The sequence below is a fragment of the Coprobacter fastidiosus genome (assembly GCF_982245605.1).
On record NZ_CEVCIF010000050.1, the window covers coordinates 1 to 26,567 of the forward strand.

At 35.9% G+C, this 26,567-nt stretch carries 18 protein-coding genes; 7 read left to right on the forward strand and 11 right to left on the reverse strand.

Annotated features, from left to right (window positions below; translation table 11 throughout):
- Window positions 1-41: 41 nt before the first annotated feature.
- Window positions 42-1,274: a tyrosine-type recombinase/integrase gene (locus AC0UMU_RS11620; RefSeq protein WP_473979940.1), complete on the reverse strand. Its 1,233-nt coding sequence runs from the start codon at window positions 1,272-1,274 to the stop codon at window positions 42-44.
- 219 nt (window positions 1,275-1,493) lie between these two features.
- Complete coding sequence (locus AC0UMU_RS11625; protein WP_473979941.1) at window positions 1,494-2,378, reverse strand: DMT family transporter; 885 nt, start codon at window positions 2,376-2,378, stop codon at window positions 1,494-1,496.
- A 134-nt stretch (window positions 2,379-2,512) separates the two neighbouring features.
- Between AC0UMU_RS11625 and dinB the strand changes: the two genes are divergently transcribed.
- Window positions 2,513-3,574, forward strand: a complete 1,062-nt coding sequence (gene dinB, locus AC0UMU_RS11630) for a DNA polymerase IV (protein ID WP_195595698.1) — start codon at window positions 2,513-2,515, stop codon at window positions 3,572-3,574.
- A 199-nt stretch (window positions 3,575-3,773) separates the two neighbouring features.
- Complete coding sequence (locus AC0UMU_RS11635; protein ID WP_472300807.1) at window positions 3,774-5,999, forward strand: tetratricopeptide repeat protein; 2,226 nt, start codon at window positions 3,774-3,776, stop codon at window positions 5,997-5,999.
- A 16-nt stretch (window positions 6,000-6,015) separates the two neighbouring features.
- On the opposite strand, the gene AC0UMU_RS11640 is transcribed toward AC0UMU_RS11635, so the two are convergent.
- Window positions 6,016-7,851, reverse strand: a complete 1,836-nt coding sequence (locus AC0UMU_RS11640; RefSeq protein ID WP_278714254.1) for an LTA synthase family protein — start codon at window positions 7,849-7,851, stop codon at window positions 6,016-6,018.
- Between the two features lie 167 nt (window positions 7,852-8,018).
- Between AC0UMU_RS11640 and AC0UMU_RS11645 the strand changes: the two genes are divergently transcribed.
- A complete protein-coding gene (locus AC0UMU_RS11645) occupies window positions 8,019-10,112 on the forward strand; it encodes a M3 family metallopeptidase (protein WP_278714252.1) in 2,094 nt (697 codons plus the stop codon).
- A 93-nt stretch (window positions 10,113-10,205) separates the two neighbouring features.
- Here AC0UMU_RS11645 and AC0UMU_RS11650 read toward each other — a convergent pair whose 3' ends face one another.
- Window positions 10,206-10,625, reverse strand: a complete 420-nt coding sequence (locus AC0UMU_RS11650; RefSeq protein WP_278714250.1) for a hypothetical protein — start codon at window positions 10,623-10,625, stop codon at window positions 10,206-10,208.
- Window positions 10,626-10,644: 19 nt separating this feature from the next.
- Complete coding sequence (locus AC0UMU_RS11655) at window positions 10,645-11,964, reverse strand: hypothetical protein (RefSeq protein ID WP_278714248.1); 1,320 nt, start codon at window positions 11,962-11,964, stop codon at window positions 10,645-10,647.
- Between the two features lie 369 nt (window positions 11,965-12,333).
- On the opposite strand from AC0UMU_RS11655, the gene AC0UMU_RS11660 reads away from it, so the two are divergent.
- Window positions 12,334-13,212, forward strand: a complete 879-nt coding sequence (locus AC0UMU_RS11660; RefSeq protein ID WP_288641848.1) for a helix-turn-helix domain-containing protein — start codon at window positions 12,334-12,336, stop codon at window positions 13,210-13,212.
- Between the two features lie 64 nt (window positions 13,213-13,276).
- On the opposite strand, the gene AC0UMU_RS11665 is transcribed toward AC0UMU_RS11660, so the two are convergent.
- The 6 genes from AC0UMU_RS11665 to AC0UMU_RS11690 form a co-directional block, all read right to left on the reverse strand.
- The gene (locus tag AC0UMU_RS11665; RefSeq protein WP_278714244.1) at window positions 13,277-15,025 is read right to left on the reverse strand and encodes a phospho-sugar mutase; all 1,749 of its coding nucleotides are present in this window, start codon (window positions 15,023-15,025) and stop codon (window positions 13,277-13,279) included.
- A 120-nt stretch (window positions 15,026-15,145) separates the two neighbouring features.
- Window positions 15,146-16,783 (reverse strand): C69 family dipeptidase, encoded by a 1,638-nt coding sequence (locus AC0UMU_RS11670; RefSeq protein WP_022391152.1) that lies wholly within the window; start codon window positions 16,781-16,783, stop codon window positions 15,146-15,148.
- 18 nt (window positions 16,784-16,801) lie between these two features.
- A complete protein-coding gene (locus AC0UMU_RS11675; RefSeq protein ID WP_022391153.1) occupies window positions 16,802-18,475 on the reverse strand; it encodes a M23 family metallopeptidase in 1,674 nt (557 codons plus the stop codon).
- A 54-nt stretch (window positions 18,476-18,529) separates the two neighbouring features.
- Window positions 18,530-19,741 (reverse strand): L-serine ammonia-lyase, encoded by a 1,212-nt coding sequence (locus AC0UMU_RS11680; RefSeq protein ID WP_031258621.1) that lies wholly within the window; start codon window positions 19,739-19,741, stop codon window positions 18,530-18,532.
- A gap of 21 nt (window positions 19,742-19,762) precedes the next feature.
- Complete coding sequence (locus tag AC0UMU_RS11685) at window positions 19,763-20,278, reverse strand: GNAT family N-acetyltransferase (protein WP_009317108.1); 516 nt, start codon at window positions 20,276-20,278, stop codon at window positions 19,763-19,765.
- Window positions 20,279-20,600: 322 nt separating this feature from the next.
- Window positions 20,601-21,845: an ammonium transporter gene (locus AC0UMU_RS11690; RefSeq protein ID WP_472300802.1), complete on the reverse strand. Its 1,245-nt coding sequence runs from the start codon at window positions 21,843-21,845 to the stop codon at window positions 20,601-20,603.
- 386 nt (window positions 21,846-22,231) lie between these two features.
- Here AC0UMU_RS11690 and omp85 point away from each other — a divergent pair, with 386 nt between their 5' ends.
- The 3 genes from omp85 (at window position 22,232) to AC0UMU_RS11705 (ending at window position 26,327) form a co-directional block, all read left to right on the forward strand.
- Window positions 22,232-23,533, forward strand: a complete 1,302-nt coding sequence (gene omp85 / locus AC0UMU_RS11695; protein WP_278585719.1) for an Omp85 family outer membrane protein — start codon at window positions 22,232-22,234, stop codon at window positions 23,531-23,533.
- Window positions 23,534-23,715: 182 nt separating this feature from the next.
- Window positions 23,716-24,186 carry a hypothetical protein gene (locus AC0UMU_RS11700; RefSeq protein WP_009317114.1) on the forward strand — a complete coding sequence of 157 codons (471 nt, stop codon included), beginning with the start codon at window positions 23,716-23,718 and terminating at the stop codon, window positions 24,184-24,186.
- 2 nt (window positions 24,187-24,188) lie between these two features.
- Window positions 24,189-26,327 (forward strand): S8 family peptidase, encoded by a 2,139-nt coding sequence (locus AC0UMU_RS11705; RefSeq protein WP_302548931.1) that lies wholly within the window; start codon window positions 24,189-24,191, stop codon window positions 26,325-26,327.
- The last annotated feature ends 240 nt before the right edge of the window (window positions 26,328-26,567 follow it).

Consider the following 26,567-nt stretch of genomic DNA (forward strand, 5'->3'; position numbering starts at 1 on the left):
AAGTCCTACTTCTGTGATAGAAACAGATATTTTTATATAGACTATACTTTTCTTTTTTTCTTTTTCCTAGAATTATCCCCTTCATAATATAAAGAACTAATAATAAATTTATTAGCCTCATCTATAATAGAATTGTCTAAAGATGCCAAATAAATTTGCGTGGTTTTCTCGGATGTATGTCCCATACCGGCACTTATAACAGAAAGCGGTATATTTTTATTTCTTGCGGCTGTAGCCCATGTATGGCGTGCAACGTATGAGGTAAGAGGAGAAGTCAGTCCTAATAAATCGGAAATTTTTTTGAGCTGTTTGTTATAATAACTCAGTGAATTTTGATATTGTCGATATGCTATTTTTTCGTCTGAAGATGTAATAATAGGAAATATATATTCACTTTTTGTTTTGTAATGGTCTATTATCTTTTTCATACATGATTCGATACGAATATTGATAATCTGTCCGGTCTTACGACGAATATATTGTATGAACCCATTTCTTATATTGCTTTTTCTGAGATAAGCAATATCGACAAAAGCCATTCCTCTCGTATAAAAACTAAAAATAAATATATCCCTGGCATAATCCAAAGCCTTATGTTCGGATAAATCCAAATTACTTAAACGAACAATGATTTCCTCATTTACAGCTCTCTTTTGAGTGCGGTCTACTCCGGTATATACTTTCCTGAATATATTTTCAGGATTAAAAAACATTTTTGCAGCAGCTTTATTATACACAGATCGCAATATACGCATATAAAAAGATACAGAATTACGGGTTATACCTCTCTTTCTCAACCATGAATCATATTCAAGAATAAAATCTTCTGTCATTAAATAAAACTCAATGTCTTGATTATGAAGAAACGAAGCAAAGCTATTTCTCGTGCACATATAATTCCGGGCCGTTCCCAAACATCCGTTCTTTATCAATGATCTTATTTGTTTATCCATAAAAGCAAGAAAAGATTTATCTTGTCTATGTATATGAAATGCTTGTAAGATATCCTTTGCCGAATAATTTGGAAACGATTTAATTATATTTTGTAAAGCAGATACATCGTTCTTTATTCGGAGGTCTATATCCGTTACGTACGAAAACCGATATTTTTCTCTAAAAACGACAGACTGGGACTTTTCATCCCATTCTTCAGGAAACAATTTATACTCTGTTGCAATCCGGACAGACCTCATGCCTTCATGCAATACATAAACCACTGTTCCGGGAACTCCGGAAACAGATGAATGACGTAATTTGATTTTTATAGATACCATAACTTCTAAATATTATATACCAAAAATATATAACATATAGCTGCGTAAATATCATAGAAAAAATCATTTTTTACCCAAAGCCTGTCTAAATCTTGTACAGATATTTTTGAATGTTATTTCGAGGAGATTTTCCAAATTCGACCCAAGGAAAATATCAGATAGACTCTAGAACAAGTCTTTAATTAGAAACGAATAATTATTTATTGACGCACGATATCATCATTTTTCATTTGGTTGCCTCTGTAAAATCAGCAAAGCTACCGTTATAATAAAAATACCCAATATCGAATACAAATCGGGATATTCACCCGGAACAAGCAACCAACTTAAAACAACACCGGCAACCGGTACGACAAATTTCCACATGTTCAATTCAGAAACTTTCACTTCTGGTCTCTTAAGCAACGAATACCAAATGGAAAATCCGACTGCCGGAATCAACGCCAACCATATCCATGCAATATAAAACTCTAATGAATAAGGTTTTACATACCAATCTTCTGTAAAAAACGATACAATATACAGAATTAATCCGCCAGAAAAATTAGCAAATGCAGTGAGCATAACCGGAGAAACTTTGTTTCTGTTCTTGGCAACTATAATATTAGTAGATGCTCCTACAACATTACTGATAATCAATAATATGACTCCGTAATAAAACGAAATGTCAGTATGAATAGAACCTCCTTTTGCAAAACTTATAAATACGATTCCGGCCATACCTAAAACAATAGCCAAAATCTTACGAAACGACATTCGATCATTTCCCATAGTGAAATGAGCCATAACTGCAACGAAGAACGGGCCGCCTCCGATGATAATTGCAGATATGGCAGCGGGGACTTTATTTAATCCCATAAAAAAGAAACCGTACTGTATAAACGTCTGTAAAAAACCGAATAACAGCATATAACGCCACTCTTTCAAATTAGAAATCCAATCGATCTTCTGATATATCAAAAAAGGTATTAACAAAAGTCCGGCCAGCATAAAGCGCATACCGGACAAATGTAACGGAGTTGTATATTCAAATCCTATTTTCGCTCCTGCAAAGGCCGATCCCCATAGTAAACATGCAAAAATCGCCAATATCTTAGTTTTCATGTAATTCTTTATCTTTTTAAACTGCAAAGATAATCTATATATCTTTTTTTATTAGACTGTTTTTACATCCTATTATACGACAATCTGATAAGAAAGCGTATTTTTGCGATAGATTTTAAGAGGGTTTATTTCACTTGAACAAAAAAATAATACATATAGATATGGATGCTTTTTATGCTTCCATAGAATTGCGTGATCATCCGGAATATGTCGGGAAGCCATTAGTAGTAGGCCGTCCCGAAAGCAGGGGTGTTGTCTCTGCGGCCAGTTATGAAGCTCGGAAATACGGAATCCGTTCAGCCATGTCGTCTGTCAAAGCCCGGAAACTTTGCCCGGATGTAATATTCATACCGGGACGGATGGAGGTATATAAAGAGGTATCTAAACAAATACACGCTATATTCAGAGAATATACCGATATTATAGAACCGTTATCTTTGGATGAAGCATTTCTTGATGTTACAGAAAACAAAAAAAACATCGAATTGGCGACAGATATAGCAAAGGAGATAAAAAGACAAATAAAAGAAAATCTGAAACTTACGGCCTCTGCTGGTGTTTCTTATAATAAGTTTCTTGCGAAAATCGCTTCCGACTATAGAAAACCCGATGGACTCTGTGTCATTCATCCCGATAAAGCAATCAAATTTATCGCATCTCTTCCTATCGAATTATTCTGGGGTGTAGGAAAAACGACCGGAAAGAAAATGCACTTATTAGGAATTCATTCGGGTGCTGATTTACAAAAATGTTCTTTAGAGTTTCTTATCAGTCATTTCGGAAAAAACGGAAATCTATTTTATGATTTCGCTCATGGTATAGATAACAGAGCGGTAGAAGCTGTAAAAATAAGGCAATCGATCGGCTGTGAAACAACTTTTGAAAAAGATTTGACTAGTCCCATGGCTGTTATCATAGAACTTTATCATGTAGCCTGTGAACTGACAGAACGCATCACTCTCAAAAAATTTCAAGGAAACACGCTTACTCTAAAAATAAAATTCAATGACTTTTCACAAAAAACCAAATGTATAAGTAATCATCATCCTTTAACAGACCTTGATGAAATACTGCCTTTAGCAAAAAAACTATTGAAAGAAATAGACATATCGCAACATCCGATTCGTTTACTCGGTTTGTCGGTTTCACATCCGACAGAAAAATTACATCCTCAACAGCTCAGTATCCAATTCTGAAAAACCTTGACCTTAATACTTTTTATTCCGGGCGAATATTCCCTGAAAAATCATTCACATATTATCCTGAACAATATTTTGAAAGGATATAAACCTTACAAGAGAAATTTGGCATACATTTTGAATATATTCATTTTTAAAATTTGACAACTTACGAAGTAAAATATTATCTTTATCGGTTACAGAAAATATGACAGATATGACAGTAAAAGAAATAATAAATACCCAGCAAGAGATTTATCGATTGCTTGCAAAAAAACAGATAAAAAAAGTATTCGAACTGTTGTCTGAATTGTCTTCGGTATTGCAAGATTGGACTGTCAACGAAAAACTGAATGAACTGGAAACGTCTTATAAATATATGCTCCAGTATATGTTCGAAGGTATCGAAGATCCTGAACGAGAACAGGTATATAGAAATTTGATTTCATCTTTATTCACTTTAACCGATAAAGTTACCGAATTACTACTCGAAAAAGAATCATCCGGTTTTTATTTTTCTAAGAAAAGATATTTTCAACTACATCCGGAGATGAGTATTCAGCAACAGTCAGACACATTAGATTCTGCCATTAACAACCTGTCTTTAAACAGTTTATTGAGTGATATAGAAAATAATGTCCGGACGCAAATTGAACTCAGAAAGCAAGTAGAAAAAGCAGAAGAAGAACTTGTAACCAGAATTTGGTGCAACTATCCGGCAACCGAATGGGATTACTCAGCTTTACGTGAAGGATTATCTCCAGAACATTTCCCTGTCGAAACGACTTGTTTAATCGTTTCGGCGCTTACTTTAAATCTACTGCATCGGTATGACGAACAAAAATTGGCAATTCTATTAGACGTCTATGAGCAATCGACTAATGAAGAAATACGTCAAAGAGCCTTATGCGGAGTTCTGATTCTTATGTACATATACAAAACGAGAATAGAGCTTTCGCCCTATTTGCTGGCAAGAATCGAAGCTTGTAAAGAAAACGAGCGATTTTGTAAGGAAACACGGACGATTTTTCTGCAATTAATAAAAAGCCGCGAAACTGAACGAATTTCTCGAAAATTTACAGAAGAGCTGCTTCCTGAAATGATGAAAATAAGCCCGTCTATTTATAAAAAGATGAAACAAGACGAGCTAATGAACGACATGAACTCCTTGGATAAAAATCCGGAGTGGCAGGAAATTTTAGAGCAATCAGGAATTGCCGATAAGCTTAAAGAACTGAATGATTTACAATTAGAAGGGGCTGATGTTTTTATGAGCACTTTTTCAGGACTCAAGAGTTTCCCATTTTTTAAAGAAGCCGCTAACTGGTTTCGCCCGTTTAATACTGAATATACAGCATTGAACAACGTTTTTACCCAAGGAGATAAAGATAATAATTTTAAGAAGCTCATTAGTTTATCCCACTTTTTGTGTAATTCGGACAAATATTCTTTCTGCCTCAGTCTCACACAAGTACCGGAAACCCAAAGAGGTATGATGACATCTCAATTCAATGCCGAAGGTATAGAGATGCAAAATATAGAAAAAGACAAACTTTCTCTAAACGCAGATGAAACAGGGAAAAACATATCAAACCAATATTTACAAGACTTATATAGATTTTTCAAACTTTCATCTTTCCGATCCGAATTTTCAGACCCATTTTCATCTCATATAGACTTATTCCAGGTTTCGTTCCTGCAATCTATATTTTCGGATGACAATACATTAAGGTTGATCGGAGAATTTTATTTCCGGAAAGAATATTATGCCGATGCCCTGACAATGTTCAATAAATTACTACAAAACCATCGATCAGATAGTGAACTATATCAAAAAATAGGATATTGCCTACAAATGTCGGGAGAATACGATAAAGCTTTAGACGCATATCTGAAAGCAGAAATGATATATCCCGATAGTCTGTGGACATTAAGAAGAATTGCGTCTTGTTACAGAACACTAAAAAAACCGGAAGCCGCATTAGAATACTACTTGAGAATAGAACAAATGAAACCTGATAATTTATCGATAGAGATGAATATCGGACATTGCTATTTCGAACAAGAGAATTATGATGAAGCTTTGAAATATTATTTTAAAGTCGATTATTTAGACCCCAAAAGCACCAAAGCATGGAGGGCTATAGCATGGTGTTCTTTTTTGGCGGGAAAACAAGAACAAGCCCGGCGTTATTACGAAAAAATACTGAATAATAAACCGACCTCTATCGATTATATGAATGCCGGACATGTAGAATTTGCCCTTAAAAATCTGAATAAGACGATAGAATTATACAGAGAAAGCATAGAGAACGATAAAGGAAATGCGGAATCGTTCCTTAATAATTTCAGGCAAGATGTCAAATATTTGATACAAGCAGGCATATCTGCCAATGATATTCCGTTGCTAATCGACCAGCTCATGTATTCCTTAAACCGATAATCTCCCCCGCCGGAGATTACCGGCTACCTAAATCATCATATAACTTTTGTAGAAATGCCTTACCTGCGTTCTCTTTATTCCCGGTAGTATCTCCTTCTGAAAAAACGGCCTTCCCCGCTTCATTATCATATATGACTTTAGCATCAGAATCCAGATATCCGAATCCGTCCTTGAAGGTATAATAAGCAAATTTGTATTGAGTAGTATCGGCAATATTTTTGCTGAACTTAAAATCTGAATAATCTATATTCATTTGTCCTAAAAGAGTGGCGGCAATATCGATCTGAGAACCATAATCATTTATCACTTTAGAGCCATTTACCACTCCTCCACACCAAACCATAGGAATGTGATGACGGACAATATCAGGCTCTTGAACTCCGGCAGGATATCGCATAGCGTGATCAGGCACTAAAATAATCAAAGTATTATTCCATTGGGGAGTTTGACGGAATCGATCGACAAATGCACCCAAGCAACTATCGGTATAAGCCACCGAATTAAGATAAGGATCATCAAAATGATGATACGGGACATCAAAAGGTTCATGACTGCTCAGTGTCAAAAATACCTTCATAAAAGGATGCTTCTGTTGATTTTGTATCAATTCACTGAAACGAATAAAAGTCGTGCCGTCATTTGCCCCCCATTTAGATAATAAATCACTAACCGGGAAATCTTTGTCAGAGACAATGCTTTGAAATCCTGAAGAAATAAAATAAGAACGCATATTGGTAAAATCCGCATCTCCTCCATAAAGGAATTGAATGTCATATCCCTCTTTCCGCAATGATTTAGATATGGCAGGCAAAGATTGAGATTTGACGGGATATTTCATAATAGATGTTGTCGGCTGCGCAGGATATCCGCTTAAAATCGAGACAAGTCCTCTATCAGTTCTAAAGCTATTCGCATAAAAGTTTGTAAAAAATATTCCTTCTTCTGCCAAACGGGTAAGATTCGGCATTACTCCCGGAACTCCACCCAATTTCTCCATTGCGGTGCCGGAAAAACTTTCCAATATGATTAATAAAATATCCGGACGCTCACGATTAATCCATCGAACAGAGTCATTTTCAGGGAAATAAACTCGACTATGTGTCATCTTTGAAAATTCTTGATCTGCTTTATCTGCATCCATAAAACGATACTGCTGTTTAAAATCTTGTCCTTTAGACAAAGATGCCAACAAACTGAAAGCCGGGTTTATTGCTGCATGATTAAACAACATATTATCACTGTAATATACCCTTCCTACATTAATTGTAGAAACCGAAATACCTCCTCGGATCGGGATAAACAGCAAACCGAGTAACAATAAAAACCAACATGTCGATTTGATACGATGTTTACAGAATTTCCATTTCCCAGAACCTTTCACAAACCAGCGATTCAAAGGATACCAAAAAATCGCAAAATATAAAATGACACCTATAATTCCTAAAACCAAAACCCAAAACGGAATACTTGCCATAGCATCGGCAGGAGACTTCAAATAAAACAATGGAGTTGCATCCATCCTAAATCCCCAATAAGTATATAATTCTATATCGGAAATAAAAATGAGAGATAAAATCGCTATAATCAATGCAAAATATCCTTTATAAAACCATTCTGCCCATAATCCTTGTATCCATACTGTTACTAAAGCCACGAATACCGGCAATGCCAAAATATAGCTTGCAACCGAAAGATCGAGAGGAAGACCGTGGTATATAACTTGCATCCAGTCTATAAGAGAGGCTTTTTCGAATAAATTATAATGGAAAAGCATAAATAGTGGCTTTTGCAACATAAACATGAAGATAAACCACAAATATATTTTGAGTAAAAAGAGCAATCGCTGTTTCATGATTTTTTTATTTTTTACATTATACCCGACACAAATGTATGCTAAAAGAGAAAAATACGCACTTGTAAAGAGAGTTTTTACTTTTTAATTAATATAAATTAATAGCTCTTTTATGTTAAAGTATCAATTATTTGAGAACTTTGTCAACTCTAATAAAAACCTTTCTCATGAAAAGAAAATTTATATTTATAGTTTTTCTAACAATAACTTTATATATGACTCAAGCTGCAAATCCTTTTTTCGGGAAGTTTAAAACACCCCGAGAAACCGCACCATTCGACAAGATAAAAATAACAGATTACGAACCGGCATTTCAAGAAGGTATTCGTCAACATCAAAAAGAAGTAGATGCAATTGTCAATCAGCGTTCTACACCTACATTTGAGAACACAATAGAGGCATTAGAACGATCAGGAAATTTACTGAACAAAGTATCAACCATATTCTTCGCTGTTTCCGAAGCCGAAGGCAACGATGAGATGATGGCTATTTCTCAAAGAATCTCGCCTATCCTTTCAGAACACGGCAACAATATCAATCTGAACGAAAAATTATTCGAACGGGTCAAATTCGTTTACGACAAAAAAGGAGAATTGGATTTATCTCCCGAACAAATGGCTCTATTGAACGATACTTATGAAAGCATGGTACGCAAAGGCGCTAACCTGAAAGGCGAAAATCGGGAAAAATACCGTAAACTTACAACCGAGCTAAATCAATTGACTTTGACATTCGGACAAAATCTGCTTAAAGCGACAAACAGTTTCGAAATGCTATTGACTAAGCCTGAAGAATTGGACGGGCTTCCTCAAAGTGCGATAGATGCAGCGGCATTAATGGCTCAAAACAAAGGAAAAAAAGGATTTCTTTTCGACCTTTCTTATCCGAGCTATGGCCCGTTTATGCAATATTCGGCACGTCGGGATTTGAGAGAAAAAATGTATCGGGCATATAACTCTCGCTGCCAGACCGGAAAGTTCGACAATACACAAATCGTGAAACGTATTGCTGAAGTCAGGATGGAAATCGCCAAATTGATGGGGAAAGACAATTACGCAGAGTATACATTAGAACGCCGTATGGCAAAAAACAGCCGAAATGTATATAACTTGCTAAACCAGTTATTAGAGGCATACAAACCTGAAGCTTTACAAGAAGTTCGAGAAATAAAAGGTTTTGCAATCGGTATGGAAGGTAAAAACTTCGATCTGATGCCATGGGACTGGTCTTATTACTCAGATAAATTAAAAAATGCCAAATACGATCTTAACGATGAAATGCTGAAACCTTATTTCGAATTGAATCGAGTAAAAAAAGGTGTATTCGGTTTAGCAACACGTTTATACGGTCTCAAATTTAAGAAGAACAATAAAATTCCCGTATATCATCCGGAAGTTGAAGCTTTTGAAGTTTTTGATGCAAATAATAAATATGTAGGCGTATTATATACAGATTTTCATCCTCGAGCAACCAAAAGAGGCGGTGCATGGATGACCGAATATAAAGGACAATGGAAAGATGAGAATGGGAAAGACAGCCGTCCTCATATTACTATCGTCATGAATTTCACTCGTCCGACAGCTGACAAACCGGCATTATTGACTTATGGGGAGGTCGAAACCTTTTTGCATGAATTCGGTCATTCTCTACACGGTTTATTGGCAAACTCAACTTATGCATCTCTTTCCGGAACAAATGTATTTCGTGACTTTGTAGAACTGCCTTCTCAGATTATGGAAAACTGGCTTTCCGAAAAAGAATTTCTCGATACATTTGCCTCCCATTATGAAACAGGGAAAAAAATGCCGGCAAAACTAATCGAAAAGATAAAAAAATCAAGACAATATAATACGGCTTATCTCTGTTTGCGTCAATTATCTTTCGGATTTCTCGATATGGCTTGGTACACACAAACCGATTCCATCGAAAACGTTATTGAATTTGAACAAAAGGCAATGGCTCCGACCCAATTATTACCAATTGTCGACGGAACCGGAATGAGCAATCAATTCGGACATATTTTTTCAGGAGGCTATGCTGCCGGATATTATGGATATAAATGGGCTGAAGTTCTTGATGCAGATGCATTTTCTTTATTTAAAGAAAAAGGTATCTTCAATCGAGAAATTGCCGAATCCTTTAGAAAAAATATTCTCGAAAAAGGAGGTACAGAAGATCCGATGGAATTGTATAAACGTTTTCGCGGACATGAACCTTCTATAAAAGCATTGATGCAACGCGATGGTATTCTCAACGAATAATCCAGCATTTTTGCATTATCAATAAAAGAAATTCCCATCGAATAATTATTCGATGGGAATTTCTTTTTGGATTGTATTAATATCATCCTAACATTACTCTACCGATTGACAAGAAAAGACCATACCGAAATTGCCGGCAGCATGTGAACCTGTAAAAATCAGCTCATAATCATTAACCGTCTTCGTATAAATTCCTTCCGCATTAGGATTCACCAAAAAATTTTCAGAGGCAAGTTTTGCATAATATTCCGTAGCCATAGATGCATCACATTTATAATCGAAGAAAGCAACACTTTCTAAACCGAATGTTTTATTATACTGATGCAATTCTATATCGCCTTCATACTTCGGGAAATTTCCCATAAACGGATACTTCTCGACCAACTTCTCCCATGTCATTCCGGTTGTAACCTCAACATCCCCGTCCCCATCTTCATCATCGTCTTTCGAACAACCAACTGACAAAAAAGAAAGTGCTATAACACAACTCAATACTGTAAAAAACTTTTTCATAATTTGATATTTTTACTATTTAAAACCGAAAAGAAAATCCACCGGAAACATAGCCGATATCATAGCCACTCTCTACATACACGCCTACTTTTTTACAAAAGTAATAACGTAAACCTGCGATTGCAATGCCGCTGACACTCGTGTCCATATTACTCTCAGCAATCATTTTTTCACCACTTTCGCAATCAATTGTTCGATTTCCGGTCATATTCAAGTCCATCATCAAACGTGCATAGAACTCAAAGTTGTGACAAAGAGTTAAATGCCAACTTAATCCGGCACAAATATCAAATCTATTACAAGATGTTGCCTTTGTCTTTGGACCATAACCATTATCCCATTCCCAATTATAACTATATTTGCTATAAGTAGCTCCGAACAAATACCCGATGCTCCCCAACTTACTGAAATCAAGGAAACAAATATCTGAATAAATACCGATGGGAGGAATGTCTATTTTATAACCATTTCCTCCATGTTTGATTTTTCGCGACCAAGGAGCGATATCCGGAGCAATTCCTATTTGCATAGTTCTCATATATTGGGGAAACACGACTTCATTCTTCACTCTTTTCCATGAAGCCGACTCAGTTCCGCTAACAACTGTAATAGAATTTTGAACGCCAAGCTGATCATTTTCAATTTTTCCAGCTACTCTTTTTACCGGGCGGTCACCATATTCCGTTTCCCAGCTTTTTACGACACTCATCATATCTTCAAATTCTTTTGCCTTAATACGCAATGCAAATTCAGGATAATCATAAATTTTGCAGAAATAATATGCCATTTGTGTTCTATTCACTGCCGGTGTGCCAATTACATAGGGCGCAGATAGATATTGACGGGATGTAAATATTGCAATATCTTTATCAATACTGAAATAATAATACATTTCTCTGCTAACAGTAGTTATATTATTTACTCTATTTTGAATAACAAAAAATGCAGAATATACATCAATACCATTTCCATCATATTCAATCCTAACCCAACGGATTTTCGGTTTTCCTGCCATAAAGCCGATATTTTTACATTTTCGCTTTACATATTTAAGTTTATCCATAACTATTAGCGAATCAATATCTTCGCTGATATACCGGATTCTCTCTCCTTGAGGAGTTTCACTCACCTCAAAAAAAGTCGGATCATTCACTATTGCCGATCGCAGATAACCTTTCACAATCGAACTTTTCGATTGTGAAACGATTTTGTTCAAATATAACGTTACTGGAACAGCTTCTGCATCTATTTTCTTCTTTTTTCGAGCTATGGCTTCGGGAATAAGAACTATTCCGAAAACCACAATCAATAATAATCTTATTAACAAAAAATCTCTCATATATTATCTTTTTCGAATCCTTTTCAAAAGAACAAGCATAACAAATCGTCATTTCTATTACATCTTATTACTAAATTTTCAATATAATCACTTGATTTTAAGCAACGACATTATCTATATAAATTTTATACAAATAAAAACATTATTTTCTTTATATTTTGCCCATAATTATTTTATTATTATTCAAAAAAGAAGCAATTAAATTACTTCCGACCCTTTTCCCAATTTTATTTTATCACATTTATCCGGTTCAATATTTCCCTCTAAAGTTCTATTTCGCGTTATAATTGTTCTATAAGTCATTTAATAAAGAATAAACAGCCTATTATTTAAAAAAAATATATACGTTTATGTCATAAATGAAATATTATGAAACATATATCAGTTCCTAAAATAGATTTATCATCCGTAAAAAACTACAACACGATCGATCTGATAGATACAGACTTCGCCATACTGGATAACATCAATAATATTCCGCTGTTTGAGTATCCTTCGATCATCGAAACAACAGTTTTCGCACTTTGCCTGAAAGGAAATTGTAAAATAACAATCAATCTGAATGAATATAATATATGCCCGAACGATATGATCTTGCTTATGCCAAATCAGATCGTCATGTTATGCGAGAAAAGCGATGATGTTTCGGGATTATTTATAGTCGTGTCAAAAAATTTCAGTAACGAGATTCTTCCCAGCACAGAAGATATGCTATCTGTATTTTTTTACGCAAAAGAATCCCCTAAAACTACACTTAACCCGAATGAAATAAAATGTTTAAAAGAATATCATTCTTTTTTGCGAAACAAGGTAAAGGAAACAGAGAATATTTATCGCAAAGAAATCATACGCATATTATTGAAATCCTTATTTTATGAAATTGCCAATATTACCAAGAAAAAAATTCCAGAGAAATCGATACGAAAATCCAGAAAAACGGAGGTATTCGAATCTTTTTTAAAAACAGTCGCCATGCATTATAAACAACAACGCTCTGTGACCTTTTATGCAGACAAACTATATTTGACTCCTAAATACCTTTCTTGTGTAATTAAAGAGATAAGCGGAAAATCTGCTGGAGAGTGGATCGATGAACAAGTTATTTTGGCCGCTAAAGCATTACTTAAATCAAGTAACATGACAATTCAGGAAATTTCAGTAGAACTAAATTTTGCCAATCAATCTTTTTTCGGGAAATATTTTAAACAACATACTGGTATTTCTCCCAAAGCTTATCGAAAGATATAATAAAAAGGATTATAGAAAATTTTGGTTTTTCTATAATCCTCCTTACTATCATTTTTTACCTATATCAAATTCCAAGAGAAACTTTTACAGCTTCTATTTTCTGATTTGCCAATTCATTGACTTTATCATAATCTTCACGAGATTTCAATTCACCTTTTACTTCTATATAGAATTTTATTTTAGGCTCTGTTCCTGAAGGACGTATAGAAACTTTAGTCCCATCTTCTGTAAAATACTGTAACACATTCGATGTAGTCGGCATATCTAAAGTATACTTTTCATTCTCCACCAAATCATTAGCAACTAAAGTAGAAAAGTCTTTTGTAAGAATAACTTTCGAACCGGCAATCTCCGTCATCGGATTATTCCTGAAATTCTTCATCATCGCTTCGATTTCTTCAGCCCCCGATTTTCCCTTACGAACTACAGAAATACCTTTTTCTTTAGAGAAACCGTAAGTCAGATAAATATCCTGTAACATTTCATATACAGTCTTGCCATTATCTTTTGCCCAAGCTGCAACCTCAGCCATCAAAGAAATTGCAGATACAGCATCTTTATCCCGGGCAAAATCCTCAGCCAAAAAGCCGTAGCTTTCTTCTCCTCCTCCAATGTATTTCTTCTTTCCTTCCAACTCACGGATTACAGATGCAATCCATTTAAACCCGGTATAACAGTCATAGCAAGTGATATTATTACGATCGGCAATTGTTTTTATCAACTCGGTCGTTACGATAGTTTTCACGATATATTCGTTTCCTGTAAGTCTGCCTAACTCTTTATATTTGGTCATCAAATAATTAAGCAAAATCATAACAATTTGATTTCCATTTACCAAGACAAACTCTCCTTTATCATTCTTTACCGCTATACCAATACGATCGGCATCAGGATCTGAAGCCATAACAATATCGGCATCCACTTCGATACCTTTACGTATAGCCATATCCAAAGCTGCCGGCTCTTCGGGATTCGGAGAAATTACTGTCGGAAAATCCCCGCTGACAACATCTTGTTCCGGAACGTGAATGATATTCGTAAATCCAAAATTTTTCAATGATGCCGGAACCAACTTCACTCCTGTACCATGTATAGGCGTATAAACAATTTTCATGTCTTTATGCCGTTCGATCGCATCAGGACTCAACGACAATGTTTTAATTTTATCAAGGAAAAGTTTATCCACCTCTTCTCCGATTATTTCGATCAAAGCTGGATTTCCTTTAAACTTGATATCGGCAATAGAACGTATCTTATTCACTTCAGCAATCGTATTCTTATCGTGCGGAGAGATCATTTGAGCGCCATCATTCCAATATGCCTTGTATCCGTTGTATTCTTTCGGATTGTGAGATGCTGTCAGGATAATACCGCTTTGGCATCCTAATGCTCTTATGGCAAAAGACATCTCGGGAGTAGGTCTTAATGATTCAAAAAGGTATACCTTGATTCCGTTGGCAGAAAAAATATCTGCAGAAATCTCTGCAAACAAACGACTATTATTGCGACAATCATGGCCGATTACGACTTTTATTTCAGATAAATCGGCAAATTCTTTTTTTAAATAATTGGATAATCCCTGTGTCGCAGCACCTACCGTATATATATTCATCCGATTTGTTCCAGCTCCCATTATCCCACGCAGTCCACCAGTACCGAATTCCAAATCTTTATAAAACGACTCTATCAGCTCTGTCTTATCATCATTGTCAAGCATCCTTCTCACTTCGGCTTTAGTGGCTTCATCATAACCGTCTCCCAGCCAAGTCTGTGCTTTTGCAGTTACTTCTTTCAATAAGGTCTCATTTTCCATACAATTCTCTTTTTTAGAAAAATTTCACAACATCTATAATACACAAATATACAAAAAAGTTTTTATCGATACAGAGATATAAGGCAAAATAGTTTTAAAGCCAGTTTAAATTTTTATCTTTCAAAAAGCGACTTTCAACCGGTCTCCAGCATCTTTAGCGACTGCCCGATAATATTCTTCTGAATATCCCGGGAAATCAGGATCAGCAGGTAAACCGTACCCATTCTCTAAAAAATGTCCGCCTTTTTCTTTTTTCCGATTTCCATCTAAATATTTAACCAATAAAAACTCTCCTAACTTTTTCCACTGGACAGTCGTTTGTTGGGCCTGAGCTACACTATAAGCATTCAAAAAGCGAATTGCCGCTACAGGATCGTTACGATACAAATCATTAGCAACCTTTTCTATTACAGGCTGCTGTACATAAAATGTCGTTTCTATATCTTTCTGAACGGGACGTATATCCTCGATCATCTGATCATAACGAGAATAAGACATATTGGCAACCCAATTATGAATCCAAAAAGCAGAAGTCCAAGATAAGTCATACATGCTCCCGTTCAATTCACTATAACACTCCGGAACTTCATTTAAACAAGCATATAAGGGCACATAGACACAAGTATTCGTATCATCTACCCCAAACCATAGAACTCCTCCGATTGCATTCGGCAACCACGACCGCATCTGAGCGACCAGTGTAAAAGCAGTCTGTTGTGTTGCCACAGCTCGCTCATTAGTATATTCTACACTATCCACTTTAAAGGTCATAGGCCGAAATCTATAAGGGCATTTAAACGGTCCTGCACCTACATCTTGGGTCATGTCAAAAGGTGTACCTTCAAAATGATCACGCATGGCATCTTTCATATCCTGTACCGATAACTTCTTATCCGGTTTTATATAAAGCGGCAAATACTCTTTAGATTTACCATTCAAATATGATAAATATTTACCCATAGAACTATTAAACCGATTATAAAAACTCCATACTCTTGCTTCACATCCTCTCAATGCTCCAAAATCTGCAGGAGCATAAGCGTCGGCAAAACTGAAATCTTTATTCAGTCCATTGAAATAACCTTGTTCCCGAGCAAATGATATGACATCAGGAGAATATAGGCAATTTTCTTTATCATCTAACGGGAACTTATGAATGCGAGACTGATTGGCATGTGCGGCAATGCAATCATCGGGAATGCGTACGGCAACCCATACAGCACCCTGATTTTGAGGTCCTTTTCCAATCATCTCCATAATCCACACTTCTTCAGGATCAGCAATAGAAAAAGATTCTCCTGAACTATAATAGCCATATTCGCTAACCAGATCGGTCATGACCGTAATCGCTTCTCTCGCTGTCTTAGCTCGCTGCAAAGCAATATACATCAAACTGCCATAATCAATTATACCCGTAGTATCTACAAGTTCAGGACGCCCTCCCCATGTAGATTCGGTTATAGACAATTGATGTTCATTCATATTACCGACCACTTTATATGTATATTCGACTTGAGGAATATGTCCTAATAATTTATTCGTATCCCACTCTCTGATTTCCATAGTGCTGTTTTTAGGATGTCTTGCTGCCGGGATAAATTTTAAAGCTCCATACAATGTATGGGAATCGGCCGCGTATGTTATAAATGTAGAGCCATCTATTGTGGCATTCCTACCAGCCAAAAAACTTGTACATGCTCGTGCTCCGGGAACAAGCATTCCCCAACAAAATGTGCATAATAAGATAAATTTTTTCATAAAATATGTGTTAGGTATTTACCAATAAAATGAATTCTCATAAACCGCCCGGTTTCCGCAACGATCTGTAACCGTAAGTCTAAAATGGTGCTTTTTATTCCTTTTTACACGTACCGGATCGAGCTTGCAGCTCAATATTGCAGTCTTGCCATCCATCTCAAGAAGTGCAAATTTGCCATCAATTTCACCTCTGTAAGACTCGACTCCAGTATGCTTATCTCCTATTCTGATACGAATCTTTCCTGTATTTCCCCATTGGGCAGGAGACATAGGAGTAATGACAGGATTTACGGTATCTGATTTAACAACAAATGTTCCTAATTCTCTTATTTTAACTTCTAAATACCCATTCATATATGTACCGGTATAAGGAATCTCTTTATTCCCGAATACTCGAGCTAAATAGTATTGTTTTTTATTATTAAGGGTATCTGAGGGTATTTTGATTCTTAAATTACAATATAAATGCAAAGGCACGCATTCTTGCCCCACAACATAAGAATTATCGCTATTCTGGAAACATTTTAATTGAATATTTTCGTAAAGAGCCCCTTTGGGAATAAATAGTGAAACCCCATGTTTATCGATGAAATTATTCTGATTATATACACAAGCATTATCGGAGGGATTATCCATCAGAATATTTTTCTTTTTTCCATTTATTGAAAATGTACATATTGTCAAATTACCATGTCGGTCTCTCAGTTCATAACGAATTTTATAAACACGTTCCTCATCGATCGTAATCACACCTTGTTCAACAACATCCTTATAAACAGGCAGATAATTCCCTATAGCCACATAAGAACGCATTATAAAAGATCGACGTTTTATCCAATCCTCATAATCGATAAATGAGTTTACAGCCCGACTTTTATCAAAAGAGAAGCGTTCAATAGCAGAAGAATAGACGATTTTATCATCCACAAATAGTCGAATAGAATAAACTCCGTAAATATTGGAAGTCTCGTTCATATAATCATAGGCTTTCACTCCAAGAACGATTTTTCCCCATGCCGTTACCGGAGATGAAAGAGTCACAATTCCGTTCTTCTGACGAATAACGGAAAAATCCTTGCGAACATATCCGTTATTTACAATTCCTGCAATTGGATAAACAGCGATTGAACGAATTTGAGGCGGACGAGTATCTTTCAAATATGTTTTGAGAAAAGGCATAGGATCTAACAAATATTCCGATTCTGTTTCTCTTATTTCAAAATGTAAATGCGGACCTCCCGAACTACCGGTATTTCCACTATATGCGATTACTTGTCCCTTTCTGACTTTAATTTCATCTTTTTTCAGAAAGAAATTGACAGAAAAACTTTCTTGGGCATATTGCCGCATCTTTACTATATCATCTATAAATGGAGCAAAACGATCTAAATGTCCGTACACAGTGGTTACACCTATTCGGGGATGATCGATATATACTGCAAGACCATATCCGTATGGAGAAACACTTATCCGGGAAACAAAACCGTCTTCGACAGCATACACCGGTGTTCCAGACTGAGCTTTTATATCTAAACCCGAATGGAAATGATTATTCCTCAATTCTCCGAAGTTTCCGCTTAAATACAGAGTTCGGTGCAAAGGCGGATCGATTTTGAAATCAGTAGATACAGGCTTATAATTCGGGGAAATCCCCATACATATATTCAATAAAATCAATAACAAACTCAACATATCCCAGCAATTAAAACCTAACAAATGTACAAAAAATAATGGTGCATCAACTTTTTAATCGGTCTGAGTATAATCTTTGGCCAAACCACCTTCTCCGGTCTCCTTATATAGCGAAGGAAGATCATGTCCCGTCTGTTTCATTACTTCTACGACTTTATCAAATGAGACCCTATGTATTCCATCGGAAAAAGATGCATACAAATGAGAATCTAAAGCTCTCGCCGCAGCATAAGCGTTCCTCTCGATACAAGGAATTTGTACCAATCCGCAAACCGGATCACAGGTCATCCCCAAATGATGTTCCAACCCCATCTCTGCCGCATATTCTATTTGAGCCGGACTTCCTCCTAATAACTGAGTAGCAGCACCCGAAGCCATTGCACAAGCAACCCCGACTTCTCCCTGACACCCGACTTCGGCACCAGAAATAGAGGCATTTGTCTTTACGATATTTCCGATCAGTCCGGCAGTAGCTAAAGCCCGGAAAATACGCATATCGCTAAAACCTCGGTTTTTCTGCAAATGATATAATACAGCCGGCAAAACCCCACATGCTCCGCAAGTCGGTGCTGTCACGATCGTATGTCCCGAAGCGTTTTCTTCACTAACAGCCAAAGCATAAGCAAAAAGCAATCCTCGATCTCTCAAAGCCTCTTTATATCCTCCAGCTTGAATAAAATAATCGGCGGCTTTCCGTCGGAGATTTAACGGCCCGGGCAAAACACCTTCCGTGTCTAATCCTCTCTGTATACACTCTTTCATATTTTTCCATACTTCAGATAAATACTCCCATATATCCACACCTTCTCTCTCCTCAACATATTCCCAATAACTTCTTCCCGAATGCTCACACCATCTTAAAATATCACTTAAATGAGACATGTCATAAACATCAGAAATTTCTCCGATAGGTGGCCGATTTTCTTCTGATAATGCACCTCCGCCGATACTATATACAGTCCAAGTGTCCAAAACTTCGTTTTCCGAATTTATAGCACAAAAAGTCATGGCGTTCGGATGAAAAGGAAGAAATATTTTCGGCAACCATTCAATCTGTACAGGAGCATGAGGTTCTAAAACTTCTAAAATCGCCTTGTCGGTCAAATGGCCTTTACCTGTTGCAGCAAGACTTCCGAATAGGGAAACTTTGAAAGATGCACTTCGGGGGTTACGTTCTAAAAAAATTTTCGCAGCCCTTTGAGGCCCCATAGTATGGCTACTCGAAGGCCCTGCCCCAATCCGGAATATCTCTTTAATCGAATTCATGGTTTTCATATAAACAATAACTCAATACGGTTTCAACAATTCATAATAATGCATATCTATAATCTTACCGTTTTTAATTCCCATACGATGCATAACAGCAAGCTGCTTAAAACCATTTCGCCTCAATACCCGCATCGACTTTTCATTAAAGTCAAAGGTTAACGCATATAAACGAATCAAGTCTGTTTCGGTAAATATATAACTTATCAATTCAGATAAAGCATCTGATACAATACCCAACCCTTGAAAAGGTTCTCCAATCCAGTATCCGACCTCTGCATTAAGTCGTTCGATATCATTTTGCCGAACAAATCCGATCCCCCCTACTGCCCGACCGGAAACCTCAATTGCAAATTGAGAATAAGGCTCGACCGAAGCCATCTTGATAAAAGCATCTGCATCGTCCGAGGTGTATGGGTGAGGAAATGAATCACGAAGATTATTCCATATACTGATATTATTAGCATAATATGCCAAAGAATTACAGTCTGACTCCCGCCACGGCCGCAAAATGTAATTCTCTTTTTTCACTATCATATTTTCAAATCATTAGAATTATTTTGTCTATTCCGGCTATGATAAAATAATTTACCTATTTTAAAGTCTAAGAGTATTAAAGCCATTTTACACTCAATTAATATCTGGTACAAATTATAAATTACCTCAACAAAGATATAGTAATTAAACTATAAATAGTTACCTGACCTATCATAAATAATTATCGATAATTTTATATTTTATCTTTCATCCTATTCTTATCCAAAAGTGTCACTAAAAAACAAAAAAGCGGTTTTCTTGATAAATAACCGCTTTTTAAACCAAAACTACTAAAAGTCTGTCTAAATCTTCTAATGAACAATCAAGACTTTGTATCTACACCATGATCAAAATATTCAGCCAACTCTCTATTTGTTTCAATCCCGTATCGCTCATCGTGTTGACTCATATCCAATCCGATCTTTTCGCTTTTTTCAGATACACGCATAGGGATCATTTTATCCGTAATCCAATATAAAGCATATGTTACAATAAATGTATATCCGCAAACTATCACTACTGCTATTATATGATTTAAAAGATTTTGCCAATAAGTAATATTTTCAGTCGCATTATATACAAAGATTCCGGTCATAATAGTTCCGACAATCCCTCCTACACCATGTGTAGGAAATACATCCAAAGCATCATCAAAAGAATTTTTCTTATTTTTCCAAGAAACAGCCATATTACATATAACCGTTACGACTAAAGCAATAAATATACTTTCCCCGACAGTCACATACCCAGCCGAAGGTGTTATGGCGACCAATCCTACGACTGCACCGATAGCAGCTCCCATTGCAGAAGGCTTACGTCCTCTCAAACAATCAAATACTACCCAGGTCATCATTGCGGTAGCCGATGCCGTATTTGTATTTAAAAAAGCTTTTACAGCTATAGAATTGGCAGCCAAAGAAGATCCGGCATTAAACCCGAACCATCCTAACCAAAGCATAGCCGCTCCCAATAATACAAACGGAATATTGGCCGGTTGTCCCGATTCTTTTCTTCTTCCCAAAAATATAGCTCCGGCCAAAGCTGCAACTCCAGAAGAGGCATGAACAACAATTCCACCGGCAAAATCAAGAACCCCCATTTGACGAAGAAAACCATCGGGATGCCAAGTCCAATGAGCCAAAGGACAATACACAAATATACAAAACAAAATCATAAATACCAGATAGCCAGAAAAACGAACACGTTCGGCAAATGAGCCGGTTATCAATGACGGAGTAATAATGGCAAATTTCATTTGAAACAAAGCATATAATGCTAACGGTATCGTCGGCGCCAATAACTTATCTGTAGCTCCACCAACATTCACAAACATAAAAAATGTTCCCGGATTTCCTATAAAGTGCCCGACATCTTCGCCAAAAGCTAAACTAAAGCCCACGACTACCCAGATAACACTAATCACTCCCATAGCAATAAAACTCTGCAACATCGTAGATATGACATTCTTAGACCGTACCATTCCTCCATAAAAGAAAGAGAGCCCCGGTGTCATCATCAAAACAAAAATAGTTGCAGTAATCATCCATGCGATATCAGCAAAATTCAAATTAGAATCTATATCTGTAAACACCCCTTCATGACCCGAATAAAATAATCCAACGTTTTTGCATATCCATTTCGTTTTAAATATTATGAAAGATTTTTATGCAAAAATATTTCATTTAGACACAAATATTCAATAAATACAAACAAAATGATTTAATACTTCAATATATTACTACATATTGATATTAAAAACACATATAAACAGTATTTTTTTAACGAATTAACCCGAATATATTTCAAAATAATACTTATAACGAATTTGATTTCAAAAGGAATACGACTTTTTAATAGTAACGGTCAAATACTCAAACACAGTTTTATGTCATGTTTTCTCATTTATTCAAAAAAAGACATTCGATCGAAAAAAAATATTTGTATTTTCGCGGCATGAATGAATCGTCCGTATGTATCTTTAAATTAATTATCATATCTCTTTTCGGGTTAGTGACGATTTTATATCCGAAAATTTCTTATGCCATTCCCCAAGATTCATTGATAAATTCTCAAAATAAGAAAGGATGGAATGTGACACCGTTTCCGGAGATTGCCTACAATAGCGATCTCGGATTTCAATACGGTATATATTGCGAATTATATGATTTTGGAAATGGGGAAAATTACCCGGACTATACACATAAATTTTGTATCGAAGCAGCCCGATTTACAAAAGGATCTGGAGTTTACTGGTTTTTCTATGATTCTCCCCAATTATGGAAAAACCACAGATTCTCATTTGATGTTGCATACTTACCGGACAATATGTGTGATTTTTACGGATATAACGGTCGTAGCGCACCTTACTCAGATACACACAATGATTCTTTCTATAAAATAGATCGAAAACAAATTCGTATGATTTTCGGCCTACAAGGGAAAATTGTAGGACAACTTAATTGGATGGCAGGCATCAGTTGGCAAAAAATGATGATTCAACCTGTTTCCTTGAAAAAATATGTCGGAGCAGATAACCTTTACAATCGCTATATAAAAGCAGGACTGATAAATCAGAATGAGGCAAAAGGCGGAAATGTTCTGCAATGGAAAGCAGGAATAGTTTATGATACCCGTGATAGAGAAGCAGATCCGACGCAAGGTATATATGGAGAAGCTATCTTCGCTTTTTCTCCAGACTGGACAAGTAAAAACGGATACTCCTTTATAAGAACAACCTTGAACGTCTGCTATTATCAATCGCTTTGGAAAGAACACTTGACTTTGGCAGGACGAATCGGATTGCAACTTACTCCTGTCGGGAGAGTTCCGTTCTATTTTTTATCAGATATAAATACTTACTATATAAGACAAACTTATTCTGAAGGATTAGGAGGAACAAATAATATAAGAGGGGTACTACGTAACCGAATTACGGGAAACGGTATCGGTTGGACCAACATAGAGTTAAGATTACGTTCACGGGTGATAAGACTATTGAAACAAAACTGGTATATCGGAATGAACCCTTTTTTCGACGCAGGGGCTGTACTGCAGCCATACCGGTTGAAACTGCAAAAAGAAAGCAATGACCCTATTATTTACAGCGGTAAAAACGAATGTCTCCACACAAGCGCAGGAATAGGGCTGAAACTAGTCATGAACCATAATTTTGTTCTTTCGGCAGAATGGGGAGCAGCTTTTTCCCGTGAAGACGGAACAAACAGCATAGACCTCGGAATCAACTATTTATTTTAGAATTTCATCTCTTATTCCCTACAAAAAATATATTCGAATTTAGATATATTTAATGGCTTCGCAACAAGCTGATAATTTTAAATAACATATATTTGTATCATATTGTTTTTAAACAACAAATTCTATAAAATCTTTTTTACAAAAAAATGATTTAATCGCATTTTTAATCAATAGCTGATTTTATGAAAAAGATTATTTTAATATCGATTCTATTATACAGCATTTCATGTTCGTTCCGGCATATTCCAATTATGCCCGGAGGAAAAAATAACAAAATCGAATACATGAAAATATCTGTTTTACCCGATACAATTCGGTTCTCAAACAATTTCAGAATGTTATGGGACGATTTACTAAAAGAAGCCAATGGCTATTTATCATCTAAAGATTACACTCCGTCAGAACAACTGCGAGAAAAATATAATTTGAAATATTCTGACGGGAAATATTATATTAAAGGGTATCTACATACCCGACCATATTTCGATAAAAACAAAGCTGAAAGCCAAGGAATATCAATCGTCTCGTATACCGACACACTGAAAAGTTTCTCATGCCTGATTTCACAATTACCGGAATTAATAACCCTACCCGATATTTCTGCCATAGAACTAAGTAAGTCTATCAATTTACGATTACCTAAAAAATATTGATTATGAAGAAAACCATTATCTCTCTATTATTATTCTGCTTTGCCACATTCATTATGGCTCAATCAAAATTGTCGCCATATACACGGCATTTTATAAATGAAAAGGAACAGATAAAAACGGACAAAACATTTTCTTCTAAATTTAAAGTAAAGAAAATTGACGAAATCGATTATGTTAAAGCTTATATTTATTTAAAGGCTCAAACAGATCCCTATTTTTTAGAAAGTTATGGAGTAAGAGTCAATACTTGCATAGATTCTTTAATCACAGCGCAAATTCCTGTCAGCAAAATTGAAACCATATCCTCCCTAAATAACATCAAATATGTACAAATCAGTACACCGATATATCAAAAAATGAATAAAGCCAGAACCGAGACTCTAGTAGATAACGTTCAAAGCGGGAAAGATTTAACGACACCATTTTTAGGAAAAGATGTTGTTATAGGAATTGTCGATAATGGTTTTGAATACGGACACATCAATTTTTACAATACAGACGGAACTCAACTACGGGTAAAACGAGTGTGGAATCAAAATAAAAACGGTAAAGCTCCAAGCGGTTTTACCTACGGAACAGAATATAAAACTACTGATGAAATTCTTGCAGCAAAATATGATGTAACAGACGAAACTCATGCTACTCATGTAACCGGTATAGCGGCAGGAGCAGACCACACAAAATCTTATTACGGAGTAGCCGGAGAAGCAGATATAGTTTTGGTCAGCTATGATCTGAATGACAATACTACTGATCAGGTAAGCCTCTCGGATGCAATGAAATATATATATGATTATGCCGAATCGGTGAGAAAACCTTGTGTTATTAATATGAGTTTGGGTTCTCATATCGGCCCCCACGACGGAACTTCCACTTTTGACCAAGTTGCAGATAATCTGCAAGGTCCGGGAAAACTATTTGCCGGAGCAGCAGGCAACGAAGGTTGTGATCCTATGCATCTCAGCAAAACATTTACATCTTCTGATAATACATTAAAAACATTTATCGATTTCTTGGATAATTCTGACCGCTATTCGATGCTTGATATCTGGGGTGAGCCCGGAGAAACATTTCAGATTACTATCGATCGATATAATATCTCAAAAAACAAGTCTGAATACTCAGAAACGGTCAATATTTCAGGAAATGGTTCTAAAACTATTTCATTAAAAAACGGGATTAGCGGATATGTTGAAATTTACTATGAAGTAAATGCTAATAACAACAAACCGAACGCTTTTATAGTATCTGAGGTAAATAGCATGAATTCTGGTTACGCAATAGGAATAACAATTACTGCAACAAGCGGAACTGTACATATCTGGGCTGATGATTATTATAGTCAACTCACCGGTAACGGCTTATCTGGATGGAGTGATGGTGACTCAAAATATACTGTCGGAGAAATCGGAGGAACAGGGAAAAATGTAATCAGTGTAGGAGCTTATGCAACTCGTACCGGAAGTTATGCTCGAGAAGAAGGTATGATTGCAGAATTTTCAAGTTTAGGTCCGACAGCTGACGGACGTGTAAAACCGGATATTACAGCACCCGGAAATCAAATTATCTCATCATACTCCAGTGCACAATCTTATGATAGCGGTATCTGTGATAATACTATTGTAAACGGGAAAAAATATTATTACGGATATATGTCCGGAACTTCTATGGCAACTCCTTTCATTACAGGAGTATTAGCAACATGGCTTCAGGCAAACCCGACACTTAGCCCGAATAATGTCAGAAACATTTTCAAAAAAACAGCACGACAAGATAACTATACAGGAACTATTTCCGAAAATGGGGATAATACTTGGGGTTTCGGGAAAATAGATGCATGGAATGGCATAAAAGAATGTATAAAAATGACAGCGGGAATATACGAAGAAAAAAACAACATTCCAGACGTGACAATCTACACTTCGGGAAATGGAATATGTCATCTATTATTCGGGAAAACCGATAACCAAACAACCATATCTGTATATAATACAAACGGGCAATTACTGAAATCAACAAGGTTAAATTCCATAACGATAGGTCAAGAAGAAATTTTAAATTTATCAGGTTTCGTACCGGGAATATACATTATCCACATAAAAGGCAATAACATACAAAAAAGCCAAAGGATAATCCGATAATATTAGAGCCTGTCAAAAGATAAAATTATATATCCAGAAAGACTATAAAATTATTATTAATAAAAGGGGACATTCAGTAAATAATATAAAATCAGCCAACTAATTCATACACAAAATATTGCGAATTAGCTGGCTTTTTTGTATCTTTAGGTATTCCCCCGCAAATAAGGTTTGAAGGCCAAAACGGGGGAAATTCCCCGACTAAGATATGGCTAAGGTACAAAATATTTCGGAAATTCA